The 23,084-nt window shown below is 51.0% G+C and carries 22 protein-coding genes; 6 read left to right on the forward strand and 16 right to left on the reverse strand.

Features of this window, described 5'->3' with window-relative positions; translation table 11 throughout:
- Positions 1-4: 4 nt before the first annotated feature.
- The 5 genes from ACETK5_RS25695 to ACETK5_RS25715 all read right to left on the reverse strand — a co-directional run bounded on the left by ACETK5_RS25695 (position 5) and on the right by ACETK5_RS25715 (position 7,979).
- On the reverse strand, positions 5-973 hold the full coding sequence (locus ACETK5_RS25695; RefSeq protein ID WP_100540587.1) for a carbohydrate ABC transporter permease: 969 nt from the start codon (positions 971-973) through the stop codon (positions 5-7).
- A gap of 12 nt (positions 974-985) precedes the next feature.
- Positions 986-3,943: an extracellular solute-binding protein gene (locus ACETK5_RS25700; RefSeq protein WP_100540586.1), complete on the reverse strand. Its 2,958-nt coding sequence runs from the start codon at positions 3,941-3,943 to the stop codon at positions 986-988.
- A 59-nt stretch (positions 3,944-4,002) separates the two neighbouring features.
- Positions 4,003-5,370 carry an ABC transporter substrate-binding protein gene (locus tag ACETK5_RS25705; RefSeq protein WP_394058651.1) on the reverse strand — a complete coding sequence of 456 codons (1,368 nt, stop codon included), beginning with the start codon at positions 5,368-5,370 and terminating at the stop codon, positions 4,003-4,005.
- Positions 5,371-5,799: 429 nt separating this feature from the next.
- Positions 5,800-6,843, reverse strand: a complete 1,044-nt coding sequence (locus tag ACETK5_RS25710) for a LacI family DNA-binding transcriptional regulator (RefSeq protein ID WP_394058653.1) — start codon at positions 6,841-6,843, stop codon at positions 5,800-5,802.
- 221 nt (positions 6,844-7,064) lie between these two features.
- Positions 7,065-7,979 (reverse strand): hypothetical protein, encoded by a 915-nt coding sequence (locus ACETK5_RS25715; RefSeq protein ID WP_394058655.1) that lies wholly within the window; start codon positions 7,977-7,979, stop codon positions 7,065-7,067.
- A 379-nt stretch (positions 7,980-8,358) separates the two neighbouring features.
- Here ACETK5_RS25715 and ACETK5_RS25720 point away from each other — a divergent pair, with 379 nt between their 5' ends.
- The gene (locus tag ACETK5_RS25720; RefSeq protein WP_100540582.1) at positions 8,359-9,408 is read left to right on the forward strand and encodes an S-layer homology domain-containing protein; all 1,050 of its coding nucleotides are present in this window, start codon (positions 8,359-8,361) and stop codon (positions 9,406-9,408) included.
- Positions 9,409-9,501: 93 nt separating this feature from the next.
- Here ACETK5_RS25720 and ACETK5_RS25725 read toward each other — a convergent pair whose 3' ends face one another.
- Both ACETK5_RS25725 and ACETK5_RS25730 read right to left on the reverse strand, forming a co-directional pair.
- Entirely contained in the window at positions 9,502-9,927 is a 426-nt protein-coding gene (locus tag ACETK5_RS25725; protein WP_100540581.1) for a VOC family protein, read from the reverse strand.
- A 101-nt stretch (positions 9,928-10,028) separates the two neighbouring features.
- Positions 10,029-10,868: a putative RNA methyltransferase gene (locus tag ACETK5_RS25730; RefSeq protein ID WP_326115566.1), complete on the reverse strand. Its 840-nt coding sequence runs from the start codon at positions 10,866-10,868 to the stop codon at positions 10,029-10,031.
- A 503-nt stretch (positions 10,869-11,371) separates the two neighbouring features.
- Here ACETK5_RS25730 and ACETK5_RS25735 point away from each other — a divergent pair.
- From ACETK5_RS25735 to ACETK5_RS25745, 3 genes are all read left to right on the forward strand, one after another.
- Entirely contained in the window at positions 11,372-11,887 is a 516-nt protein-coding gene (locus tag ACETK5_RS25735; RefSeq protein ID WP_100540847.1) for a DUF6773 family protein, read from the forward strand.
- A gap of 25 nt (positions 11,888-11,912) precedes the next feature.
- The gene (locus ACETK5_RS25740; RefSeq protein WP_009594955.1) at positions 11,913-12,110 is read left to right on the forward strand and encodes a helix-turn-helix transcriptional regulator; all 198 of its coding nucleotides are present in this window, start codon (positions 11,913-11,915) and stop codon (positions 12,108-12,110) included.
- Positions 12,111-12,283: 173 nt separating this feature from the next.
- On the forward strand, positions 12,284-13,735 hold the full coding sequence (locus ACETK5_RS25745; RefSeq protein WP_394058658.1) for an erythromycin esterase family protein: 1,452 nt from the start codon (positions 12,284-12,286) through the stop codon (positions 13,733-13,735).
- A gap of 147 nt (positions 13,736-13,882) precedes the next feature.
- On the opposite strand, the gene ACETK5_RS25750 is transcribed toward ACETK5_RS25745, so the two are convergent.
- The 3 genes from ACETK5_RS25750 to ACETK5_RS25760 form a co-directional block, all read right to left on the reverse strand.
- Positions 13,883-14,554, reverse strand: a complete 672-nt coding sequence (locus ACETK5_RS25750; protein ID WP_394058660.1) for a DUF4097 family beta strand repeat-containing protein — start codon at positions 14,552-14,554, stop codon at positions 13,883-13,885.
- A 144-nt stretch (positions 14,555-14,698) separates the two neighbouring features.
- A complete protein-coding gene (locus tag ACETK5_RS25755; protein ID WP_394058661.1) occupies positions 14,699-15,187 on the reverse strand; it encodes a helix-hairpin-helix domain-containing protein in 489 nt (162 codons plus the stop codon).
- A gap of 41 nt (positions 15,188-15,228) precedes the next feature.
- Positions 15,229-15,717 (reverse strand): DinB family protein, encoded by a 489-nt coding sequence (locus tag ACETK5_RS25760; protein WP_394058663.1) that lies wholly within the window; start codon positions 15,715-15,717, stop codon positions 15,229-15,231.
- 111 nt (positions 15,718-15,828) lie between these two features.
- Between ACETK5_RS25760 and ACETK5_RS25765 the strand changes: the two genes are divergently transcribed.
- Positions 15,829-16,776, forward strand: a complete 948-nt coding sequence (locus ACETK5_RS25765; protein WP_100540575.1) for a helix-turn-helix transcriptional regulator — start codon at positions 15,829-15,831, stop codon at positions 16,774-16,776.
- A 283-nt stretch (positions 16,777-17,059) separates the two neighbouring features.
- On the forward strand, positions 17,060-17,656 hold the full coding sequence (locus ACETK5_RS25770) for a CatB-related O-acetyltransferase (RefSeq protein ID WP_394058665.1): 597 nt from the start codon (positions 17,060-17,062) through the stop codon (positions 17,654-17,656).
- A gap of 131 nt (positions 17,657-17,787) precedes the next feature.
- On the opposite strand, the gene ACETK5_RS25775 is transcribed toward ACETK5_RS25770, so the two are convergent.
- From ACETK5_RS25775 to ACETK5_RS25800, 6 genes are all read right to left on the reverse strand, one after another.
- The gene (locus ACETK5_RS25775; RefSeq protein ID WP_100540573.1) at positions 17,788-18,078 is read right to left on the reverse strand and encodes a hypothetical protein; all 291 of its coding nucleotides are present in this window, start codon (positions 18,076-18,078) and stop codon (positions 17,788-17,790) included.
- A gap of 81 nt (positions 18,079-18,159) precedes the next feature.
- Positions 18,160-19,299, reverse strand: a complete 1,140-nt coding sequence (locus ACETK5_RS25780) for an N-acetylglucosamine-6-phosphate deacetylase (RefSeq protein ID WP_394058668.1) — start codon at positions 19,297-19,299, stop codon at positions 18,160-18,162.
- Positions 19,300-19,315: 16 nt separating this feature from the next.
- Positions 19,316-20,107 (reverse strand): glucosamine-6-phosphate deaminase, encoded by a 792-nt coding sequence (locus tag ACETK5_RS25785; RefSeq protein ID WP_100540571.1) that lies wholly within the window; start codon positions 20,105-20,107, stop codon positions 19,316-19,318.
- 17 nt (positions 20,108-20,124) lie between these two features.
- Positions 20,125-21,153, reverse strand: coding sequence for a Gfo/Idh/MocA family protein (locus ACETK5_RS25790; RefSeq protein WP_100540570.1), 1,029 nt, complete (start codon positions 21,151-21,153; stop codon positions 20,125-20,127).
- 53 nt (positions 21,154-21,206) lie between these two features.
- Positions 21,207-22,217 (reverse strand): Gfo/Idh/MocA family protein, encoded by a 1,011-nt coding sequence (locus ACETK5_RS25795; RefSeq protein WP_326116173.1) that lies wholly within the window; start codon positions 22,215-22,217, stop codon positions 21,207-21,209.
- Positions 22,214-23,080, reverse strand: coding sequence for a sugar phosphate isomerase/epimerase family protein (locus tag ACETK5_RS25800; RefSeq protein ID WP_394058671.1), 867 nt, complete (start codon positions 23,078-23,080; stop codon positions 22,214-22,216). The genes ACETK5_RS25795 and ACETK5_RS25800 overlap by 4 nt, the downstream gene beginning before the upstream one ends.
- Positions 23,081-23,084 lie beyond the last annotated feature (4 nt).

A 23,084-nucleotide genomic window follows, 5' to 3' on the forward strand; every position in this document is an offset into this window, starting at 1 on the left:
GCGTCTACTCACCTACCTTGCGCAGCAATTTTTGGACGATCAGGTTGGTTCCCACCATCAGGATGAACAGCACGGTCGCAATCGCCGACGCAAAGCCCATCTCGAAGCGCGTCGTGCCGAAATCAATGAGATGCGTTACGATCGTTTCCGCCGCGTAGTTCACGCTGGGGAAACCGGCAAGCGCAATCGAGACGTCGGCCACGGCAAACGATGTCGTTAGCTGAATGACCGCGCCGAACATGAGCTGGGGCCGCATCGAAGGCAGCGTAATGAACCACAGCTCCTGCCAGCGGTTGCGGACCCCGTCCACGGCCCCGGCTTCGTAGAGCGTTTTATCTACGGTCTGAAGACCGGCGATGAAAGCCAGGAAGCCGGTTCCAAGGCTGAGCCACAGCTGGACCAGAATGATAATCGGCATGATCAACGCTTCGGTCTTCAGCCATTGGATCGGCTCCAGAATGATGCCGAGCTTTATCAGCATGCCGTTCGCTATGCCGTAGCGGTCGCCCGAGAAGATCATCAGCCAAATGAAGTAAATGTTCCCCGAGATCGAAGGCGCATAGAAGATCAGAGTCATGAACGCCCGCAGCCGCGGACCCAGCTCATTGATGACCCAAGCAAACAGAAAGCAGGCCAAATAGCTGATGGGTCCTGTTATGGCGGCGAAGAGCAGCGTGTTCTTCAGCGCAACCAGAAAGATATCGTCCTCCAGGAACAGTCGTGTGTAATTATCCCAACCGACAAACCGCGGAAACTCCAGCATATTAAAGTACGTAAAGCTGAGAATCATCGAAATGACGACCGGAAACACGGTAAACAGCGTGAACAGGATCATATAAGGCGCAAGCAATATATAGGAATGCTTGCTGGCCTTCATCTCCGCCAGCTTCCGCTTCCACCAGGATTGCGGCTTGACGGGGCGGATAGCGGCGGGCATCGTAACCTCAGGATCCTGAAGGCTGGCATTATGCAATTTGGACTCCCCCTATTCCTGCAGCTCGCCGAATTCTTCTTGCTTGGTTCGGATTTCGTCGTGAATATACTGCACCGAATCCATCAAGGCCTCCCGCGGCTCGATGCCGCTGATGACCGCACGGTAGAAGGCATTGAACAAATGTCTGCCCGTGGAATAGCCGCCCGGCACCTCGGGTATTCCCTGGACCCATTCAAATTGGGATTTCAAATTCTCATAGTCGGCTACCGGCCATGGCAGACTGTCCAGCGCCTTGATGTTGGCGGTCGGATAGCGGGCCGCCGCCCCCATAAGTCCTTCCATCTCGCGGCCAAAGTTCGTCTGTGTTGCATCGCTGGTCCACCACTTCAGGAACTCCCAGGCTGCATCCTTGTCCTTCGCATCGTCCAGCATCAGCACGGCGCTGCCGCCGCTTGGAACGGTGCGGTCAATGGTGCCGTCCGTCTGAACGGTTCCCGGTACGGGCGCGAAGCCCCATACGCCCCGGATCTCCGGCGCGAACACGGACAGCTGGTTATAGGTGGTATAGTCGGAAATACCGATTGGCATCTGTCCGGTACGGAATCGGTTCGCAAAATCGTATTCCCGCTCCAGCTTGTAATCCGTGTAATATTCCGTCCATTGTTTGAAGGCCTCCAGCCCAATCTTGGAATCCAGATCCGATTCCTGATCGTTGTTGCGGTAAAATTGCCCGCCGGATTGCATCAGGAGCGCGGCATATAAAGAATTCGGCGGCAGCGTGGTCCACTGATCCGGTGCCTGCGCCACAACGGGAAGACCAAATTGCATATGATTTTTGTTTAATACGGCAAGCAGGCTGGCCACATCGTCCCAAGTCTTCGGAACATCAAGACCAAGCTCCTCCAGCACATCCTTCCGGTAGAACATCATGTTGAAGGTTTGGGTCTCGGGCAGCGCGTACACGCCGTGCCGGTATCGGTAAGGCACCAAGGCGCTGTCCCTGAACCGGTCCGCTACCGATTCGAAATCATGGAATTGCGTCAGGTCCGCTGCCGCATTCCGCATGGCGAAGTTCACCGGGAGGTCATTGCCGATCTGCATCGCGACCTCAGGTCCCTGACCTGACAACGTTGCGGGGAGCAGCGTCCCCATGTTCACCAGCTTTAGATTGACGTTGATGCCGGTCTCCGGCGTAAAGGTCTCATCAATCATTGCCTTGATGGTATTGGCCTGATCCCGCCCGCTGCCGATCCATACCGTGATCGAACGCTGATTCTTCTCATCCGAGACATTACCGATATTGTTGTAATCGATGAAGAAGGAGCTGAAGAACGTCGACACTTCATGCTTCACCTTATCGGTTGCCCCCATTCCGCTCTTCGGCAGCTTGGCATCGGCTGACGCAACGTAGAGGGCATCGATCTCGAGCGGCTGCTCCCTTGCCTGCTGCAGCCACGTTCCGAGTCCGCCGCTGTTCGTCTTGTAAGCCTCCAGCCTGCGCGGAATCGTATCCGGCTTCTCGATCATCTCATCCAGCTGAAGCGCCATGGTCTTCAGCAGGGCCTCCTGGTCGCCGGATTGTCCCGACAGCTCAACCAATCTGGCCGCGATGGCTTTTAATCTGTCACTCTCGTACCGGAAGATTTCCAGCAGCTCCGGTATCCGCTGCTCTACGCGGTAATCCCGGAATTCATCCGGATTCGTGCCGGTGATCATCAATATTTTGCGATACATGGCATTCAGGTTAAGCAGACTATCCTCCACCTCATGAATGAGCGGAGCGAATTCACCCAGACTCGCCTCGAGGCGTAACACATGCTTACCTTGCTCCAACCGGAACAGATAAGGTTCATCGCCCCCAAGCACGTCCATGCGATATCCATTCTTAAAGCGGAAAGCGACGTGGTTCATTTCTTCAAACGGAACCTTCCCGTCGATCGTCAGCTTTCTCGTCGAGTATATGCCCCTTACAAAATTTTGCTGCGATTTGAATGCAATCTGGTAGAGCCCACTCTCGGGTACATCCAGCTCCCATTCGATCCACTGTCCGGGCAGCCGCCAGTTGAAGCCGCCGATGGTATTGATCCGTACCTTCGACGCGCTGTAGGGACTGACGCTCGGACTCGAACGCTCGCTTAACGGATACAAGGTCGGCGAGGATTTGGCGACTGCGTCCTCACCCTGAATTGTAAGCACGGTTCCTTCGATTTTCCGAATCCCTTCATCCTCATACTGTTGATGCAGCTCGGCGTACGTCAGCGGGCCCTCCTGCTTAAAAAGCTTCAGCTCTCCGATCACCATCGGCTCCCTTGCTGCTGTAAGGGACACGGTATGTTCCCCTTTTTCAAAGTAAAAAAGAAACGGCTCCGTAATGTATCCGTCCGCATCCTTAAGCACTGCCTCAACCCAGGCCGGACGTTCGATTTGTTTCGGTCTCAGGTCATTGCCCTGGTTATCCTGATCGATGCTGTCCTTGGCGTTATCCCATATCCGGTCAAATTGCAAATAGGCCGCCTCCTGAAAGGGAACCTCCCCGTCGATGCGGATGGAACGCTCAATGGAGGAGCTCTTTCCTTCCACTGGATAATAGAGCAGGGACAGATTGTACAATCCCTCTTCCTCCACATGAACCTTCCATTCCACCTCACCCTTCTCGCCCGTAAAAAGCGAGGTACCCGAATGACCCTCATAGGCTTCCAGCTTGCGGAATTCCCCGCCCTCGGCACGGCTGTAATCGACAGCGGGAATCGTGATTTCACGATCCGGCCGACTCTTTTCGTCATGATCCGACAAATACTGGGCATAGGAGAGGCTTTTTCCCGGCTGCGTGCTGAGATTGACCAGCGATGCGGGACGTTCCAATGAAAGCTCGGTCCGGCTGTCTTCCGCTTTTCCGACGGATCCGAGTTCACTTCCCCCTCTATTAAAGAACACAATCAAAGCGGCCATGACCGCCAAAAGAATCCATAATCGGTTCATCCATTTTTTTAGCTGCGTTTGAAGTGTCAATGTTCATCCCCCTGTTCAGGAGAAGGGGGCGCGGCTTGCGCAAAACGCCCCCGTCCATCTTATTTGCCCATTTTATCGACAGCAGCCTGTGCCTGTTGTTTATATTTCTCGGCCGTAGCGGCTACCGATTGATTGTTCACGATAATATCCTCAATGAAAGCGCCCGTAGGGTAATCCGTGTAAGCCTCGTCAACCGTGATGACGCCGGTTCCGGCAATATGCTCGCGAATCATGTCGATGTCTTCCTGATTGGTATAGATGCTCTCCAGGTAATCCTGACCCGGATATTCCTCTGTTGGCGGTATATCGAACGTCTCTTCATAAATTTGATAGACGATGGCCGGATCTTTCACGCCTTTTGGAATGAACTTCGCGGATGCGGCGGTATTGGCATACGTTGTTTCTGCCGAGCCTTGCGGACCGCTAGGAATCGGAACCACGCCGACCTCGAACGTAATGTCGCCGAGCATCCATTCCGCTGCCGTAAACATGGCTACATCGCCGTCTTTAAAGGTGTTTGTCTCTTCCCAGTTTGTTTTGTTGCCGCTCTTGACTTTAACAACCTTCTCCACGTTGTAGAGGCGGTTCACAAATTCGGCTGCTTCCAATGTTTTTGGATCGGACAAGCCTTCTTTGCCATTGGAGTCATCAACGATTTTCCCCCCGTTAGCAGCGGTGAAATGCTTTACCGCATCAATCGCCCAGCCGGAGAAGCCCCATACGTCCGTTTTCCCGTCGTTATTCGTATCTTTGGTTGCCTGTTTGGCAATTTCCATGAGTTTATCCCAGTTCCATTCTCCCTTGGCATACAGCTCCTGAAGATCCGGGAGGCCGTTCTTCTTAAACAAATCACGATTGTAATGAAGTCCGAGCCCGATGGAGGTCGGATTATCGAATCCGTATTCCCCTCCGCCAATGGAAGGATATTTCGTCTGCAGATCGGCTTCGTTATTAATGTTGTTCTGATCCGTCGTAAACTCGCTGATCGGCAGAATCTGCCCCTTCATAATGGCCGGCAGTGCCGATTTGTACTCCAGCTGCACGATATCGGCAAACGGCTCGCCTGCCAGTACGCTTGTCGTGAATTTGTTCATGTACTCCTCAAAAGGAACGTTGACGAACTCAATCTTGCAATTGTACTTCTTCTCGATTTCAGCAATCTTCTCCAGGCGGGCTTTCTCTCCGGCTGTTGTGCCTGCCGGCTTCAGGTCCCACCAGGCAGCGACCTTAATCACGCGGCCGCCTAGATCAACAGGTTCTGCCTCAGGTTCAGCGGGTTCTTCTTTTGGAGCCTCTGTCGCGGTTTCCGTGCTAGGAGCCGGAGTCGCAGGCGGTGTCTCTGCTTGTTTTGCCCCTCCGCCGCTGCAGGCCGTAATCAAAAATAATAAACAAACAAGCAACAAAGAAAGCCCTTTCATTTTTCTCACACCAAAAACCTCCCTTATTTGTTTAACACCCTGTTAACTGCTGCATGTACCCCTAAGATGATGTTGAATAGATCGATTCCCGGTGCTCCCTGCTGCTCCCCTCGGCTCCCCCCAATCCGTTATCCCTGTTTGCCAAAAAATATATCACCCAATTTGTGAGTTAGTCAATATAAATTATGTTAATAATAACAAAAAACCTAATTTAATTATTATAATTCACCTAAATATTTAGTGATAACGATTACAATATGAATCTACACAACTCGGCTTCATTCGATATAATTCCTTATATATCAACGATTTATTTTAATTTATCTGGATAAAACACCCCTCTTAAGGCCACTACATTTGTTATTTTTTTGTTATGAATGTAAAAAGCCCCGATGTCATGAAGACATCGGAGCTAACATGAAAATATGACATTACAGCTTATTGTTCATCCGTATCGCGTGTTGCGTTATTCAAATCCCTAACAATGACATCTGCTTGAATTAGAAGCCGCTCGTAATTCGAATCCGGGTTCAGTATTCGCCAGAGCAATTGATCAACGGCACGCATCCCGAGCAGTTCCTTATCGATGTTGACGGTTGCCATAATCGGCAGGTTATCGTACGTATTATCAAATCCGGTCACCTGTACACGACCTGGTACGTCGATGCCCTGATTCCTGAGCGCCTCCATGGCGAACATGGCGGTGATATCGTTAGCGCAAACAAACACTTCCGGAAGCTCGTTTCCGGCAAGAGCCTTTCCTAACGCTTCGTGTATATTCTCAATCTCCGGGCTGATCAGGGAAGGCAGCTGCCGATGTTCGATTTTGTAATCGGCCAGCGCGGACGAGAAGCCGATCCAACGCTCATAAAAGCTCTGGGCATCTTCGATATTACCGATGAACTGATATTTTTTATAACCTCTGCTGATCAGCTTGGTCATGATTTGTTTCATGCTGTGCATATTGTCAGTGAACACCGTGTCCGATTGGAACGCCGGGTCCATGTGGTCCACCATGACCACGGGAATGTTCAGCTTCTTGATGTCCATTAAATTTTGGGTGGATACAGATCCCACCGTCACAATTCCGAGAATCCCCTGGGGATTTAGCAGAGTGAACATATGGTCATTCGAAGGCTCCGTCAGCGTCAGAATGTCCTGTCCCTTCTGATTCAGGCGAGCGGATATGCCGTCAAACACCGGTCCCCAATAAAGGGATTCCCGATTTTGATAACGGACATTCGGGAACAGGACAAGCACCGCCCCCGCCCATTTTCTGTTCTCCGGATCTTGAAGCTGCTGGTTTTTTCCCGCCGCTTGGTTCGGCTGATCCTTAAAATATCCAAGCTGTCCGGCTGCCTTCAGAATCATATCCCTGGTCTGGGGACTGACGCCCGACTTCCCCGACAAAGCACGGGATACCGCGAATTTAGACACGCCGGTAAAATCGGCAATTTCCTGAATCGTCACTTTCGTTTTCATCGTTATCAACCTACTTAAGTGCGAATTTGTCGTTCAATTTCCGTGTTATTATTGTTAGTTTTTGTTAGGTTACTGACATAATATTATTTGAAATAATCGTCAAAGTCAAAGAATATCCTGCATTTTCTTGTTTTCATTTTTACAAAAACAAAAGCCGCCCTTATGATCATGTTCAGACCATGAGAGCAGCTCTTCTCCAGTAAGCGGTAAGATTTACGATATTATGGTTTCTTCACGAGCAGTGGTTCCCATTGCAAGCCTTCTCCGGTGATTTCGATCCGAAGATCGGAGATGCTCTTCAGTGCCTCCTCGCGGCGTGTCTCGAGTGTGACCACTGTTTCCTTGTAAAGCTCCCCTATCTTCTTCTGCGTGCCGCTTGCCATTTTCGCTATTTCGGATTTTCTTGCGGCGTTGCTCTTGGAGATCGCGGTTGTCTGTTCCTTAAACAGCTTACTGTATTGGCTCTTGGCTGTTGCCTTGCTGATTTTCCCCTGTTTGTACTTCCACATCGGACTGTTCAGGTACGACGTACTGGACCCGTTCCGAAGCTTCCACATCGGGCTGTTCAAATAACTTTCACTGACCGTTTTGTTAAATTTCCACGCGGAGCTGTTCAAATAATCCGGGCTGATCGTCTTCTTATAGGTCCACATCAAGCTGTTCAAATAATCCTCGTTCATTTCTTTGCTTAGTTTCCAGAGCGTGCTATTCAAATAACTCCGGTTTGCAGCATTCGCGTACTTCCACATCGGGCTGTTCAAATAACTTGGATTGATGAACCGTTCATATTGTGTCAGCTTATCCATTAAGTCCCGGTTTCCTTCATGCTTCAGCTTCAGCTGCTCCAAATCAGCTTGAAGCTTCTCATCCCACTGCTTTTGATCCTCCAGCACTTTTTTCTCCAGCTGATCCAGCGACGCATGGCTTGTTTCATAAAATAACTTATATTTCTTGTCCGCTTGCTTCTGGTAATTGTTATAGGCGTTTACCGTCTTCTTATGATAGGATTTATACTCGCTCCATACTTGATTCATCCATTTCTGATCCGCTGCGTGAACCGTTGTTTGCGGGATCAGGACCGAGACTGCAAGCAAAAGGCTGCACAGGGTCAATAAGGATTTTCGCACCAATCTCATCAAAATTTCGCCCCTCTTCTATAGATCGTAAACAAGGGATATTTTACCTAATGGCTTGGTATCTTCCAATAGGAATTCCGAACCCCTAACTTTTAGACTATAGCTGTCTTTTTCCACGCTCGAATATTTCAGGGTACAGCGTCCTCCATTCCCTAGCTCCTTCGCGAAAAACATGTCTTTCTTTCGCAATTCCATTTCCAAAGTGGAGGATTTATGCACTTCCTTAGTCCTGTAGTCACTAAGTATCGTTTAAGTTAGTTAGCTAGTTATAACAGCCCATCTTTGACAAGAACCGCTTCCAGACGCTTGACCGCTCGAAAAACACACTTATACAATGTATTTTGTAGTATTTTAGCAAATTATAGATGGAGGATTGCAGATGTTGAAGTTCAGGACACTATGTGCGCCTATACTCCTGGTTGTCTCTTTATTCGTAGGGGCTGGCAGCGCTTCCGCCGGGGTTACGTTTCGGGATATTGATAATCACTGGGCAAAAACGACCATCGAATGGGGCGTCGATCAAGGGATTGTCAACGGTTATGCCAATGGGATGTTCATGCCCAACCAAAATGTAACCGAGGCCGAATTCATTCGTATGCTCGTTGTCGGCATCACGGGCAAAGACCTGCAGGAGAACTATTTGACCGAACTATGGTCGGATAAATATTATCATTTTCTGCACTTCAAGAACTATCCTGTTCACGGATTCGCAGACAAAACCAAGCGCAGCCAATACATAACGCGGGCCCATGTGGCCGAGCTGATATCCAGCGCCGACGGCGTGAACTACGACGGGAATCAAGCGATTCAATACGTTTTGGGTAAAAAGTACGCGCAGGGCCGGATCAAGGGCGAAAACACGATTGAAGGGTATGTAGGCAGCGGCACCATCACGCGCGCTGAAGTGCTTCAGCTTATCAAGAACCTGACCGATCGTGGAATGTCGAACCTGTATGATCGCCCCACTGTGCCAAGTGCGGAGGCGATGCTTCCGAAGCTGCCAACGCCTTGGGATGTGTACCGGGATGAGATGTATCTCGTGATTCGTCAGAAGGTATTCTCGAACTACAGCGGCTACAGGATCTATGACGACGGGTCAAACAAAATAGTCATGACCAGCACAAAGCAAACCGGCGAAACGGATTATGCCGTGTCCGTTCAATTCGAGCCGCAGATTATGCAGTTCAGCGGAATCGCGCTTTCCAATGCCGCCGATAAAACGCAGCGCAGCATGCTGATCGAGCTCCTCCAACTGTATGGATTCCAAGTCGATTCCTCCTTCCTCGCGAAGATAGACTCCGCCGAGAAGAACAAAAAGGTGATCGAGCTGAAAGTGAGCGGCAAGACGATCGTGATCGATCCGCTTGTGGCAAGCCCCGCCGGGCATGTCCACATCTACTATAAGTGGTGGGATGGATCGCGGGCGTAGATTAGGAAACTGGATTTTGGCTTTAACCGAAAAAGGCCCTGACGATTTGCCGTCAGGGCCTTTTTATTATACCTGCAGGAGTAGCATCTGCTTCTAAGCTTCAACTTCGGTTGAGATATTCCAGTTAACGCCGTATTTGTCCGCAACGATCCCGTAGGCCGGGCTCCAGAATGTTTCCTGCAGCGGCATAACGACCTTGCCGCCCTCACGCAGCGCTTCATATATCTGCTTCGCATGTTCGGCTGCATCGGTCATGATGCAGATCTGGACCTGATTGCTGGATTGGACCGGTTGACCGGGAAACGTATCGGATAACATCAAGACCGTCTCGCCGACCATAAGGTTTGCGTGGGATACCCGATCCCGCGCGCTTTCCGGCAGCGGAAAGTCCGGGTTGGCCGGCATCTCGCCAAAAGTCTGAACCATGACGACTTTGGCGTCCAAGGCCTTCTCATAGAATTGAATAGCTTCCTTAGCATTTCCATCCATAATGAGATACGGATTCATTCGAAGTGTCATGCGATAGTTAACCACCTTTTATTTTGATAACTCATATTATCTCCTATGGTGGACACTTTAGCAAAATACGACGGAGATCCCGGCAGGAAAAATACTTCCCCTTATTTCCAACCATAGAGAAGTGTGAAGTCGGCGGTTACCTCCATCTCTCCACCTGACATCCGTTCAATAACCTCAGGTGAAACGCTCCAGGATAACGGCGTCATATGAATCAGCTGCTTCGTCTGCTCGGAATCCAGCATGATGCGATACCGAATCTCTTCGAACTCGATCCGTTCAAAATGTCGGCTGAACAGCTCCATCGTGCCGTCATTGGAATACGTCTCCTTACCTGTACCTGTATAAAATAAAGCTCGAAGCTCCTGCAAATACAGGCTCCCCGGAATGACCTTCACCAACATTCCGTCACTCGTAAGCAATCGCCTGAACTCCGAATAATTGGAAGGGGACAAAATATTCAAAATGTAATCAAACTGTTGGTCAGCAAACGGGCTCTGAGACAGGTCAGCCACGCACCATATAGGGTCCGGGGATGTCTTGGCGGCCATTACGACCCCCTCTTTGGCGATATCCATGCCCACACCGAGAATGTCCGGCACCGTGGGGTGATCGAAAAGCTTACGTCCAATGGCGGATAGATGGGAACCCTCTCCGCAGCCTGCATCGAGCAGTCTCAGAGGTTTGCCGGATTCCGGCGGCTTCCGAGACTGCATCCTGATCAGACGATTCGAAATCCCTTCAATCATCGGGCCAAAGAACCCGCTGCTGTTAATCATTTTTCGTGCCTCAAACAAGGCCTTATCATATTTGGTTTTGGATCTGTTGGACAGCAGGTTGACGTACCCCTGTCTCGATATATCATAGCTATGCAGCTTCTCGCACACCAAGCTTGCCAGCTGCTGAACTCTCATGGAACTGCCGCAGATCGGGCATCTAAACATCTTCTCATGTTTCGATAGCCATTGTGCTTTTTGTAATAACCTTTCATTTCTGGACACAGCAAAAATCACCCTTTCATTCGATCATACGTAATGAAAAAGGCACAGAAAAATAAACTCAAGCCGCAATGTCAAAAAAAAAGGGCCGAGCCTACTTGGATCTGTACCTCACATTAACGTAAGCGAATGAAATGGATCATAATCATGGCAACGAACACGCTCCAGTTATCAATTCGGGCAAGAGATCTGCCCTATTCCCATTTTAAACACGCTGTGAAGCGTTGTAAACCCGCCGGCCTATAGTTCTGTTTTAGCAAAATAGATCAAGAATAAACTCCCCCTACGGACTATGATGAAATTCTTGAGACTACATCCACTTCCTCGGTCAAAAAGACAAATATTGAAATCAAAACGACATATATATATTGCAAAATGACGTGAATACTATTACAATGCAGGTATCCAGAAAATCTCAGGAACGTATCTCTAACCAAACGAAAGGAATGATGAGCTTGAATTGGTTTAAGAAAAACTCGGTTGAGGATGAGCGTATCGTCAATTTGAAGAACAAGTTATATAAAGAGGTGTATACCTTGATCATGATCATATGCAGCATTTCCGTCATCATCAAATCTTTTGCGCTGCCACGGACGGAATCCGTTTGGCTGGAAATGCTGATCATGCTGGGAGGAAGCTTATATTTTGGTATCCGCAGCGTAGCGCTGGGAATTTATTCGGATGAAGTGGAGGTCCATGACCAGCGAAGCAAAGTTTCGTTCAATAAGCGCAATGTGCTCTGGTGCTTTGCCATCGGGTTCATATTAGCTCTTTACTGTGGAATCCGCAGCGCAATCTTGTACGGAAACAACAACAGCGCCACCGAGATTAAACATTTTATCATCGTATTCTTCGCTACACTTATCATCAATGTCCCGCTCTTTGTTATAGTGAGCTCGGTGATCCACTACGGCGCCAACAAGGTAAGCCAGAAAATGTCGCAGAACGATCCGTTCGACTCGTAGAAAGGGATATCAGGGTGACTGTCGCATGAAAAACATCAAATTGAAGATGGCCCGCGTCGAGAAGGATTTATCACAGGAAGAACTGGCCCAGATTGTCGGTGTCTCCAGGCAGACCATCGGCCTGATCGAGCTGGGGAAATACAATCCGTCCCTCAGCCTGTGCGTTGCCATATGCAAGGCATTATCGCGTACGCTGAACGATCTGTTCTGGGAAGAGGACTAAGGTAGGCCATACAGTATTATAGTTCTTTAACGCCGCCGGACAGTAATTGCGGCGATGTTAAGGAGGTGATGCCAACGCTTCAAGACAAGAAATAATAGTGTTGATATTCTCTTCGAAACGTTCAACCACCACAAAACATATAACTGATCATCATCTTATAAGGAGTGACCCGCATGCCGATACATAAAGCTAGAAAAGCATTCACCGTGTTTCTGCTCACCGCTTCCCTATTGGGAACCACCTTCATCTCTGAAGGAAAAGCAGATGCTTCTGCCGCCGATTCCATCCAAGGCCAGGTTACGGAGGTTAAGACGGCACGTACGTCGGATGAAAAGATTGCCGAGTGGGAGAATTGGGCCAAAGACCATGTATACCGACTGGATACGATTCAGCCATCGAACGTGGCCAACGGCTCTAACCAGTATAAGGATCTGGCCATGCTGAAGCCCTTGCTGCATGACAAACGCATGGTGTTCCTGGGGGAAAGCTCCCACGGCGTTGCCGAGTTCAATCTGGCCAAGACCCGTTTGATCCAGTTTCTGCATCAAGAAATGGGGTATAACGTCCTGGCCTTTGAGAGCGGCCTAGGAAACAGTTCCTTGGCTTATGGCCGGGCCGGACAGCAAAGCGCCGAACAAACGATGAAGGATTCCATCTTCGGCGTTTGGTGGTCCAAGGAGATTTTGCCGTTGTTCGACTACATTAAAACAGCACAACAGAGCAAGCAGCCGCTCGTGCTGACCGGTTTTGACATGCAGCTGCAGTATCCGCTGTTGGATGGGCAATGGCTGCAGGATCAGGCCATGGCCAAGCGCCTAGCGGAAGCTGAGAAGAAATTGTCCGACTACTCTCTCGCTACGGATCTTGCTGCTTACCGCAAAGAGAAACATCAGCTGATTCAAGTATACAAGGATGCTCTGGTGTCCTTAAAGACGGAGGCAAACGAAGTTCATATAAAGAAGCTGTACCCGGATAACCCCAAACTGTCCATGCTGCTCGAGCGGACCCTGAACGACCGGATTCGGGTAGCCCGGGAGTATGTGGAGCTCTCCATCCAATCAACCCTTGGCATGGAAAGCGGCGATTATGCCCCGTTCCTGGAATCGATGGAATGGCGGGATCAGGCGATGCATGACAATCTCATGTGGCTGGCAACCGAAGTATACCCGACGGAAAAATTCATCGTGTGGGGACATAACGACCACATCCGTAAAGCCCAAACCGAAGTGATGGGTACGCCATATCCGGTTACTTTAATGGGGGAAAAGCTCTCGGAGGAAATGAAAACATACAGTTACGTACTCGGCTTGTATCCGGCCAGCGGACAAACCGCAGATAATATGGGCAATGTGCATGACGTTCTGCCGGCAGAGCCGGGATCCATGGAATCGATCCTGTCGGCTGCAGGCTCACCGTATACCTTCGTTGACCTGCGTTACCAAAAGCGTGAGGCAGGCAACTCATGGATGTTCGAGCCGCGTTTTGCCTATAGCTGGGGCATGATTCCGGAAAGCTTAATCGCCCGTGACCAATACGACGGTATTCTGCTTATTGATGACGTAAACCCGCCGCAATATATGAGATCTCCTGCTTCATCCAAGGCTTCTGTGTCTGCTGAAGACTAAGGCGCTATCATTCTTCTTTGTCATATAAGAATTTAATAGGTTAACATGCCAAGCATCCTCTGATGATCTGCTTCAAGAGCCCGAAAGCTGTAAGCTCTTGGAAAGGACCACGGGGATGTTTTTTTCTTACACTTTGTTCTTACATGGTTATTGGATCGAGATGTTCCCCGAGGAGGTTTTGAGTTTCACCTCATGCTCCCCGTCACCGGTGCGCCCTTCCGTCTTACGGTTGCTCTCGTTCCTGTCCTGTATCGGAACGGCAATGGACCTCCGTCCGCTTCCGGATTGCAGCATCCATGTTGCATCAGGCGTTTCTTCATCGAGCTGTATGTTCACGTTTCCGCTAGTCGCCGATACCTCCACATCGTTGTTCAAACGGGTAAACGCAAGTGAGATATTCCCGCTTCGCCCCTTTACCTGGAGGCTGTGGTTTTGCAAGCCGGTTCCCGTTACTTTGCCGGAAGAACCGTCTACGATGACCTTCCCCGCATAATCCTGGGGAATTCTCACGTGAAGCTGTGGCATTCGCCCGATATTCAACATCCGAGTGATAACGTTATCTAAACGAATCTTCATCCGATGGCCATCCTGATCAACAACGGCCCCCGCAGAATTGCCGCTTTGGAGCAGCGAAACCTCTAATACCTCCACATCCGCTGTCTCCACGAACAAGGTCGTGCTGCCATGGTCGATCTCCAGCTCTTCAACCTTCTCAAGCGTTACGCGTTGGAGCTGCTCTTCTTCGCCCGCTGAACTGCATGCACTGAGTAAGAATACGCCAAGGATCCATAGGATAACAGCTGGTGCATATCGTTTCATTACTTTTCCCACCCCTTTTCAACATTGAAGCCATTGTACAGGATGACGCCGCTTCACTTTCAAGCGATTTATCAAGTTTGGTAAACAACAGGAAAAAAGACACCGCCATGTGGCAGTGCCTCCTGCTAGTTCAAGGTAGGGACCCTATGGTTGTCCATCTTTTTGGTCGTACCACGATAAAGTTGGACGGGTTGGAGGGTATCCGTGCTGCTCCCTAAACTGCTTACGCACTTCGGTAAAGTCATGCCAGCTCTTCCCGCTCCCCGGATGATTGGCATGATGTACGATGCAGCGAAACGCATCCTCCACGCAAGGATCCACCCAGAAACCGCTGCTTGCTTCCATCCGGTCCGTTAAAGAGGCAGCGTCTTCATCCTTGATATCTTCCAATGCGAAATACCCCAACTGGACTACGCGTTCAGCCACTTTCGGTCCGATCGAAGGAACTGTCTGAAACTGTGCCAGTCCCCGGATATATTGGGCGCGGCTACCCGAAACACCAAGCACGCCGGACAATAACTCGATATCCATTTGCGCAATATCGATGAGCTTCATTTTGTTTGACCGCAGCTTCGCCAACTCCTCGCCAGTTAACGGCAGCTTCGGCGATTTTCTCGGTACATGCCGCTGCATCCTTCTCACCCCTGTTCTCACTCTGCTTACATACCTGACGTTTAATATAGATCGAACATATTTACTTCATAGCCTTGGGCTTTCAGGTAATTGAACATTTGCGCCCGATGATGCTGGGCATGCGTGACGATTTCAATCAGCCACTTGGCTTGGGTTGAACCGTGCTCCAAATAGAAGGGTCTCGTTGTCTTCTGCATAAATTCTTCATCTGTCAGCCCATTCATGTAGGATTTTACATCGGCAAGTCCCTTTGTCATCCAAGAGATCAGCTTGTCCTTGTCCGTGCCGTCAGCGGCGATGCCTGCCTCCAGTTCCCGGATCTCCGCTTCGCTCTTCTCTTGGAGAATCAACAGGTCCGTCGCAGGCACCGAAACCAGATGATGCACGAGTTCCTGCAGCGATCTCATATTGTGGGCAGGCCTGTAATCCCAATGCTCTGCCGAAATTTTGCCGATCAGATTCGAACTGGTACGAACGATAAGCTCCAGCTCTTCGAACAACAGCTGCTTCATTTCATGCAATTGATTCACGTTTCATCACTCCATTTATTAGTTATAAGGCGGCTCTGGGTTCTACGGCCAGTATAGCGTATAATAGTGACAACTATTGTCATAGTCATCCAACGATTCGGAGCTGATCCTATGTCCAAATCCAAACGTCTCATCGAGCTGATGATGACCGTTAACCGAATGCGAAAATTCACCGTAAGAGAACTGGCCGATCAATTCGGCGTGTCGTCTCGCACGATCTTGCGGGACCTGCAGGAGCTCAGCGAACTGGGGGTTCCGCTCTATTCCGAGGTAGGACCGCACGGAGGCTACCAGGTGCTGAAAGAACGGGTTCTTCCGCCGATCGCCTTCAGTGAGGAAGAAGCCGTTGCAATGTTTTTTGCCAGCCACGCCCTGCGTCACTATCTATTTCTTCCCTTTGAAGCCGAGTCCTCTACTGCACTTCAGAAATTTTATTATTATATGCCTGGGGATGTGCGCGACCGGATTGACCAGATGAAGAATCGGGTGGATTTTCTGACGCATACAAGGCAGCAGAAGGCCGAATCTCTCGGGGCTCTGCTGGATGCCGCCGTCGACCAGCGGGTCGTTACGGTGTTGTATGAGAGCAGGGAGGGCTATGCCGCGAGAAGCATCCAGCCCGTGGGCATCTATGCAAGCAACGGCTTCTGGTATTGTCCCGCTTATTGTTTTCTGCGCAATGATTTTCGCCTGTTCCGCTGTGACCGCATGCAGTCCGTGGCCTGTGATACAACCGGCATCGAGCCGCGGGATCACCGCCATATCCATCTGGGTAACTGGAGGGAATACGGGACAGAGAAATCGGTCTATATTCGCATGGTCGTAGATCTGAGCCGGGAAGGCGTTCAGCGCTGCGAATCCGAGTTATGTCCGGTTCCCCATATCGATATGCAGCCGGATGGAAGCGGACAGCTCGATCAGAACGTTCCTGTCAGCGAAATGTTGTATTTTGCTAAATTTTTTATCGGATTAGGAAATGAAGCCACTGTGAAGGAGCCGCAGGAACTGGTGGATCGCATGAAGGGGATTCTGACGGAGATGATGGTGAAGTACGGTTAGAGGCAGCTACCTCTTATTTGGCAAAAGGTATGGATTATTTTATCGGAATCTTGTATCCCTGTAAGTTTGACGAAAAGAACATGCCTTGTTACAATTTCATCAACAATTAGGAAAAGGATGAGGACGATGGTTCGTCGTTTGATCAGGTTTAAGAATGTGGCTACTGTATTGAGCTTCTAAGTAAACGATATATTCTACTTAGAAGCGAGGAAATAGAATGAAACAACATCAATTTGAACACTAGTCCGAAATTAAGTATTTAAAGGATATTGTCACGAACCCTATGATTAGTGTAGGAGAATACTCATACTATTCTGGATATTACGATCATCATGATTTTGAAGATGGCTGCGTTAGATACCTATGGGGGGATGAAAAATCCAGAAGGTTGTTTAATCCCATCGAAAACCATGGTTGGCATATCGATAAGTTGATTATCGGAAATTACGTATGTATCGCAAGTGGCGTCATTATTTTAATGGGCGGAAATCACAACCATCATCCTGAATGGATAACCGTGTACCCGTTTGTAGAGCAGATTGAAGCTTCTTACGCGCCAAAAGGTGATACCGTCATCGAAAGCGATGCCTGGATTGGAATGAATGCCATGATTATGCCAGGCGTAACCATAGGCGAAGGCGCCATTGTTGCGGCTGGTTCGGTTGTTACTAAGGATGTCCCGCCCTATACGATCGTAGGCGGTAACCCTGCCAAAGAGATAAAGAAACGCTTTGCGGACGAAGACATCGAAAAGTTAATGGAAATGCGATGGTACGATTGGGAACGTGAGCAAATTGAACGAGCTGCTCATATCTTGTCCAGTTCCTCCATCCATCGATTATATGACTTTTATCAAAATGAAATAAAACCCTACGTTTAAATTTCAGATGCCTCATTATAAATAGGAATGCAAAAATCCCTTCTTGAATTCAAGAAGGGATTTTTGCGTCTTGGCCTTAGACTTTTGTTCATCGTTCAAAACGCCTTGCATCCTGTTCATGGAAATCTAACTTATGGACCCAGCATTAGATATCCTAAAAAGGTGTAGATAAAATAAGAGCATAACGCAAGCCCATTGCTGGCTATTAATAGCAGGTCCTTGGCTGAATCGGTAATTCCATAGGAACGGATAGATAACACGATACCGAACGGCGGAATAACGACAGTGGATAGCAGTCCGTAAAAGTGAAACCAATGCCCATCGCGGACAAACAAAATTTCGATTGCGAATAAGAGGATAGGCAAAATAAACGTCCATGCTGAGATTTTACGCACAACGGGAACTCTCCATTTCGATGTCATGCCCCTCTCCTTCTGTCCGTAATGAGGAAAAACCCAGATATTACTCTGGGTTTTTCAAGTATCTTCTCTATATTTTAACATTTATTGGGCCGCCCGGTAAACCGAACGCCCTCCCTTGACGGTCTCCACAATGCGAAGTTTCCCCTTATGCTTCTCCAGAAGCACGAAGTCGGCCTGCGCCCCTCTCCTCAGCCCATAGCTTTCCGTTTGCCCTACCGCCTGGGCGGGCAGCATGGAAGCCATGTCCCATGCTTCAGGAAATGTGCACAGCCCCGACTGAGCCAGCCGCCATACCGCATCGGCAAGCATCATGGCCGAGCCGGCCAGCAGCTCGGGTTTGCGGGCGAGATGCAATCGGCCTTCGGAAGTCAAGACGACATGACCACCGATATGGGTCTCGTATTCGCCTGGCGGCATTCCGCTTAAATAGACGGCATCGCTGACGAGCAGCGCTTTGGACGGCTTGGCGCGGAGCATCACCTTGATGACCGAATCCGGCAAATGGTATCCGTCCGCGATGATCCCTGCCCACAGCCGATCTTGCGCAAGCTGCTCCCATATATAATTCGGATGGCGAGGCAGCGTCAGATGCGCGCCATTGCCCAGATGGGTGGACATCGTCGCTCCAGCGTCCACGGCTTCCCGAATTTGCTCAGGTGTGGCGGCAGTGTGCCCGATCGATACAACGATTCCCGCCTTCGCGCACGCCCGAATAAAATCCGCAGCTTCCGGCCACTCCGGCGATAGGGTCACGATCCGAATCCGGTTCCCCGATGCCTCCTGCCACCTTGTAAACAACGACCAGTCCGGCGCTTTGATATACCGGGAATCGTGCGCGCCTTTGGGCCCTTCCTCCGGAGAAAGAAAGGGTCCTTCCAAATGAATCCCGCCAATGGTCGAACCGACCGTTTCATCCTCCAGGCAAGCCGCGTCGATAACCCGCAGCAACTGTTCGATCTCTTCGTTGCCATTGGTAATGATGGTTGGGTAGTACAGCGTTACCCCCTTTTCCCATAAGCGCCGGGTTGCCTGGATGACCGTCTCCGTTGTAAGCGGCAGCGAATTGAAATCATGTCCATAACCGCCGTTAATCTGAAGATCGATCAATCCGGGAGCAATCCACATCTCCCCGTCGCCGTCGTAAGGAAGTGCCCGCTCTATTCGGCCGTCAGGGTTCCATGCCAGCTCAATCGGCTCATCTGTTGCATAATGTCGGCCCATACGAACAAGACCAGGGCTATCCATTCCGGATTTCCCCATACGACTCCAGGTCCACGTACAGCGTGCAATCCGGATGCCGCCGAAGAATGCTGGCGGGGCAGGCCTCGCTTATCTCGCCGTGCAGCGTCCTTTGTACCGCTGCCCGCTTGCTTGCACCCGGAACGACGCAGAACAGATGGGCACCTGACATTAACGCCGGAACCGTGAGCGTAAGCGCATATTCCGGAACCTCTTCCAAGCTCGCGAAGCAGCCGTCATTCACCTGCTGAAGGCGGCAAGCCTCGTCCAGCTTGACCCGCTTCACCCACAGCGGATCGGTAAAATCCGCAACGGGCGGATCGTTGAAGGCGATATGCCCGTTCTCTCCTATGCCCAGGACCACCATATCGATCGGCTCAGCAGTTACCAATCGGCTGTATCTGTCGCACTCCGCTTCAGGATCATTCATACCGTCGATCAAATGAACCTCCCCCGGAGATACCCGATCAAACAGCTGCCGGGATAAAAAGTTCCCGAACCGCTGAGACGCAGACGAAGGAAGGCCGATGTATTCATCCATATGAAAAGCCGTGACCCGGCTCCAGTCCAATCCTTCCGATTGAACCAGCGCCGCCAGGCATTCGTTCTGTGACGGGGCAGCCGCAAAGACGATGCGAATGCGCTCTTTCTCGGTCAGAAGGCGCTGCATGGCCGCGCGGATATCGGCGGCAGCCGCTTTTCCCATCGCTTCGCGCTGGTCATAAACGCGGACCTTCAGTTGATCTTGAACTCTTTCAATAACAGGCTTTATGCTTTGCCCAGTCTTCATAAAGTCACCTCCAGCCGTTACAACACCGGCGTTCCGGTCTGTAGTTGAATTTCCTTGCGCTGCCGGGAAGCCTCGTAGGTGCCGAGAATGATCTCCAGAGAGTGCCGCCCGTCCTTCCCGGTGACGACAGGCTCGCGGCCTTCGCGAACGGCAAGCGCCATATCTTGAATTTGGAGACGGTGGCCGTCAGGTATAACTTTAAACGGTTCGAAATCAGGCAGTTGAACTTGTTCGCCATCGATCTCAAGGGATACAATCGTATCTTCTTCGATGACAAGCGCGCCCTTCTCGCCATGAATGACCAGCCGCTGCCCTTTCCCGTCGCAGGCTGTCGTCGTGATCTCCATGACGCCGAGCGCGCCGCTCGCAAATTCAAGGGCTGCGATCACGGTATCTTCGACTTCGATATTGCGCAGCACGGCTTTGGCTTTGGCAGACAAGGATGCAACGGGTCCAACGAGCCATTGCAGCATATCCACCGTGTGGATTCCCTGATTCATCATCGCCCCGCCGCCGTCCATCGCCCAGGTCCCACGCCAGCCCGCACTGTCATAATAGGCTTGATCTCGGTACAGCATGACATACGCCGAGCATAAGCTGAGCTTCCCGAGGCGCCCTTCTTGAATGACCTGGCGGGCATATCGGGCCTGCGGGGACATACGCCTTGGAAAAACGGTTGCCAGGAGCACCCCATTCTCCGCACATACCTCAATCATGCGCTCGACATCGTCAAGCCGGATCGCCATTGGCTTCTCTACCAGCACATGCTTGCCCGCCCGGGCAACCATCGCCGTCTGCTCTGCATGCATACCGCTTGGCGTGCAGATGCAGACTACCTCTATATCCTCGCGTGCCAGCAGTTCTTCCAAGGTATCGCAGATATCTCCTCCGTACGTTGCAGTCAGTTTGACCGCAGATTCCCGTTTCGTATCGAATACGGCGGCCAGCACGGCTTCCTCCGTGTTCATGATGCTCCGTGCATGAATGTCCGCAATAATCCCGCAGCCGATAATCCCGAATCGAACCGGCAATGTTTCCTCCGTCATGTATCCTACGCCTCCTCGTTACGTTCAGTTTGCAGCAAAGCCGCATGCGTTCCCTATTCCCGAATCAGGATCCGTGCTTCCTCATCGGCTATCACCGTCGCCTCCGAGGCTTTGTAAATATCGTCATGCGTGATCACGCCCGCTTCTCCATTCACCCGGTTCAGAAAATCCTGCGAAAGGGAGAACGGCGGCGGCTTCAAAGGCATAGAACGCAGCTCCTGATCGGTGATAACAAGCACAACCTCATCGCTGGACAGCAAAGGATCGCCTTCCAGCCGAATTTCGGCAATGCCTCGCGTCCCCGTAATGAATATCCGGCCGTCTCCCCAAGTCCAGCTGCCGGCAGGTGTATGCCAGTCCGCGTAAAGCTGTGCCGTTATGCCGCCAGCCATAAATACCTGCACGCCGGCCGCATCATAAAAAGTCGGGTATTCAGGCAGCATATGCTTCGCCAGATAACCGGATGTCGTCTCGACTTCCCGGCCCGTCAGCCACCTTAACAGATCGAAGTCATGCACGAAGAGATCGTTGATGATGCCGCCGGACTGCGATTTGTCAAAATGCCAGGCCGGGCGGGCAGCCGGATTCAGCCGATGCGGCTTGCGCATCGAGATATGGACGATGTCCCCCAATTCTCCTGCCCGGATCATCCGATGAACGGTATGCAGGGATGGACGGAAACGCTCGGTCAGCATCATGCCTACCTCGATCCTTCCACGCTCCAGAACATCGCGCAGCCGGATGAGTCCCGCTCGATCCGTCACGGCAGGCTTGTCGATCATGATCGGTTTGCCGTGCAGCTCGCACAGCTCTATGACGTCCATCTTCTCATCATTGATGGCCGCGCAGCCGATGATTCCTACGCCTTCGTCTGCCAGCATCGACTCGCGATCCCCCGTCAGCTCTAGGCCGTACCGGTCGGCGAGAGTGCGGGCGAACGGCTGATTGTCCGGTTCGTATACTCCTGCACATTCGTAGCCCAGTGCCAGCATCTCCTCGATAAACATGCCGATGTGGGCATGCTGGCAGCCGATGATTCCAAATTTCCGTGCTTTTCCGCTCATCTGTTTGACACCTCCACAGCCTGCAGCCACTCCTGGATGACCCTCAGATCATAAGCGAGCCGTTCCTTCGGTGGATAGGGAGCGGCACATTCCAGTGTAAGCCAACCCGCGTACCGCTGTTCCCGAAGTCCCCTGAGCAGCCCGCCGTGATCCACTTCTCCCTCACCCAGGCGGCACTGCAGGAAGAATTCTTCCCCGTGACGGGTCAAATTTTTGAACGTTCCCGGCTCGCCCACTTGGCCGATCCGCCGTTCATCCTTGATGTGCACATGAAACAACCGGCTTCCAAGCTGCCGGACCGATTTTTCCCCAAATTCCGTGTCCGTGATGTACATATTCCCTGCATCATGAATCAGGCCAACCTGATCGTCACCGATCAAATCCAGCAACCGCAGCGCGCTGTCCGTTGTCTCCACCAGGCTCTGATTGTGAATTTCCAGCACGATCCGTTTTCCCGCAGCACGGGCTTCCTCCGCGCATTTCCGAATCCAGAAAGCCGCCTTCGCATAATGATAATCCTCTGCCAGGAAGGCATTTGGCCCTCCCTGAAAGATCCGGATCATGCCCGCCTCCAACATCACCGCGCGTTCAAGCAGGCCCATAAACTGATCATAGGCCCCGGCACATTCGGCATCCCCGCTTGTCGAGAAATGACCCATGTAACCTGCCAATGCCGGAATCTCCATACCGTGCCCATCCGCAAGTGCCTTCATTTCGCGGACTCGCGGAAGCGATGCCTCCGGACTCAAATGCGGTTCGCGGCAGGCGATTTCGATCCCGTCAAAACCGAGTTCGGCCGCAATCGACATCGCTTCATGGATGCTGTAATCGATGAGTGATCCGCTGAATGCCGCTATTTTCATCTCG

The sequence above is a fragment of the Paenibacillus ilasis genome, from assembly GCF_043195395.1.
Classification (GTDB): domain Bacteria; phylum Bacillota; class Bacilli; order Paenibacillales; family Paenibacillaceae; genus Paenibacillus_AQ; species Paenibacillus_AQ lautus.

Excerpts from the sequence above, each read along its gene's own strand:
- ACETK5_RS25730 (WP_326115566.1), bottom strand. The coding sequence starts at position 10,868 with ATGTTTAGATGCCCGATCTGCGGCAGTTCCATGAGAGTTCAGCAGCTG.
- ACETK5_RS25780 (WP_394058668.1), bottom strand. The coding sequence starts at position 19,299 with ATGGGCCGACATTATGCAACAGATGAGCCGATTGAGCTGGCATGGAAC.
- ACETK5_RS25770 (WP_394058665.1), top strand. The coding sequence starts at position 17,060 with ATGATTAGTGTAGGAGAATACTCATACTATTCTGGATATTACGATCAT.
- ACETK5_RS25750 (WP_394058660.1), bottom strand. The coding sequence starts at position 14,554 with ATGAAACGATATGCACCAGCTGTTATCCTATGGATCCTTGGCGTATTC.
- ACETK5_RS25745 (WP_394058658.1), top strand. The coding sequence starts at position 12,284 with ATGCCGATACATAAAGCTAGAAAAGCATTCACCGTGTTTCTGCTCACC.
- ACETK5_RS25755 (WP_394058661.1), bottom strand. The coding sequence starts at position 15,187 with ATGCAGCGGCATGTACCGAGAAAATCGCCGAAGCTGCCGTTAACTGGC.
- ACETK5_RS25785 (WP_100540571.1), bottom strand. The coding sequence starts at position 20,107 with ATGAAGACTGGGCAAAGCATAAAGCCTGTTATTGAAAGAGTTCAAGAT.
- ACETK5_RS25775 (WP_100540573.1), bottom strand. The coding sequence starts at position 18,078 with ATGACATCGAAATGGAGAGTTCCCGTTGTGCGTAAAATCTCAGCATGG.
- ACETK5_RS25725 (WP_100540581.1), bottom strand. The coding sequence starts at position 9,927 with ATGACACTTCGAATGAATCCGTATCTCATTATGGATGGAAATGCTAAG.
- ACETK5_RS25790 (WP_100540570.1), bottom strand. The coding sequence starts at position 21,153 with ATGACGGAGGAAACATTGCCGGTTCGATTCGGGATTATCGGCTGCGGG.
- ACETK5_RS25715 (WP_394058655.1), bottom strand. The coding sequence starts at position 7,979 with ATGAGATTGGTGCGAAAATCCTTATTGACCCTGTGCAGCCTTTTGCTT.
- ACETK5_RS25800 (WP_394058671.1), bottom strand. The coding sequence starts at position 23,080 with ATGAAAATAGCGGCATTCAGCGGATCACTCATCGATTACAGCATCCAT.
- ACETK5_RS25710 (WP_394058653.1), bottom strand. The coding sequence starts at position 6,843 with ATGAAAACGAAAGTGACGATTCAGGAAATTGCCGATTTTACCGGCGTG.
- ACETK5_RS25765 (WP_100540575.1), top strand. The coding sequence starts at position 15,829 with ATGTCCAAATCCAAACGTCTCATCGAGCTGATGATGACCGTTAACCGA.
- ACETK5_RS25740 (WP_009594955.1), top strand. The coding sequence starts at position 11,913 with ATGAAAAACATCAAATTGAAGATGGCCCGCGTCGAGAAGGATTTATCA.
- ACETK5_RS25795 (WP_326116173.1), bottom strand. The coding sequence starts at position 22,217 with ATGAGCGGAAAAGCACGGAAATTTGGAATCATCGGCTGCCAGCATGCC.
- ACETK5_RS25720 (WP_100540582.1), top strand. The coding sequence starts at position 8,359 with ATGTTGAAGTTCAGGACACTATGTGCGCCTATACTCCTGGTTGTCTCT.
- ACETK5_RS25735 (WP_100540847.1), top strand. The coding sequence starts at position 11,372 with ATGAGCTTGAATTGGTTTAAGAAAAACTCGGTTGAGGATGAGCGTATC.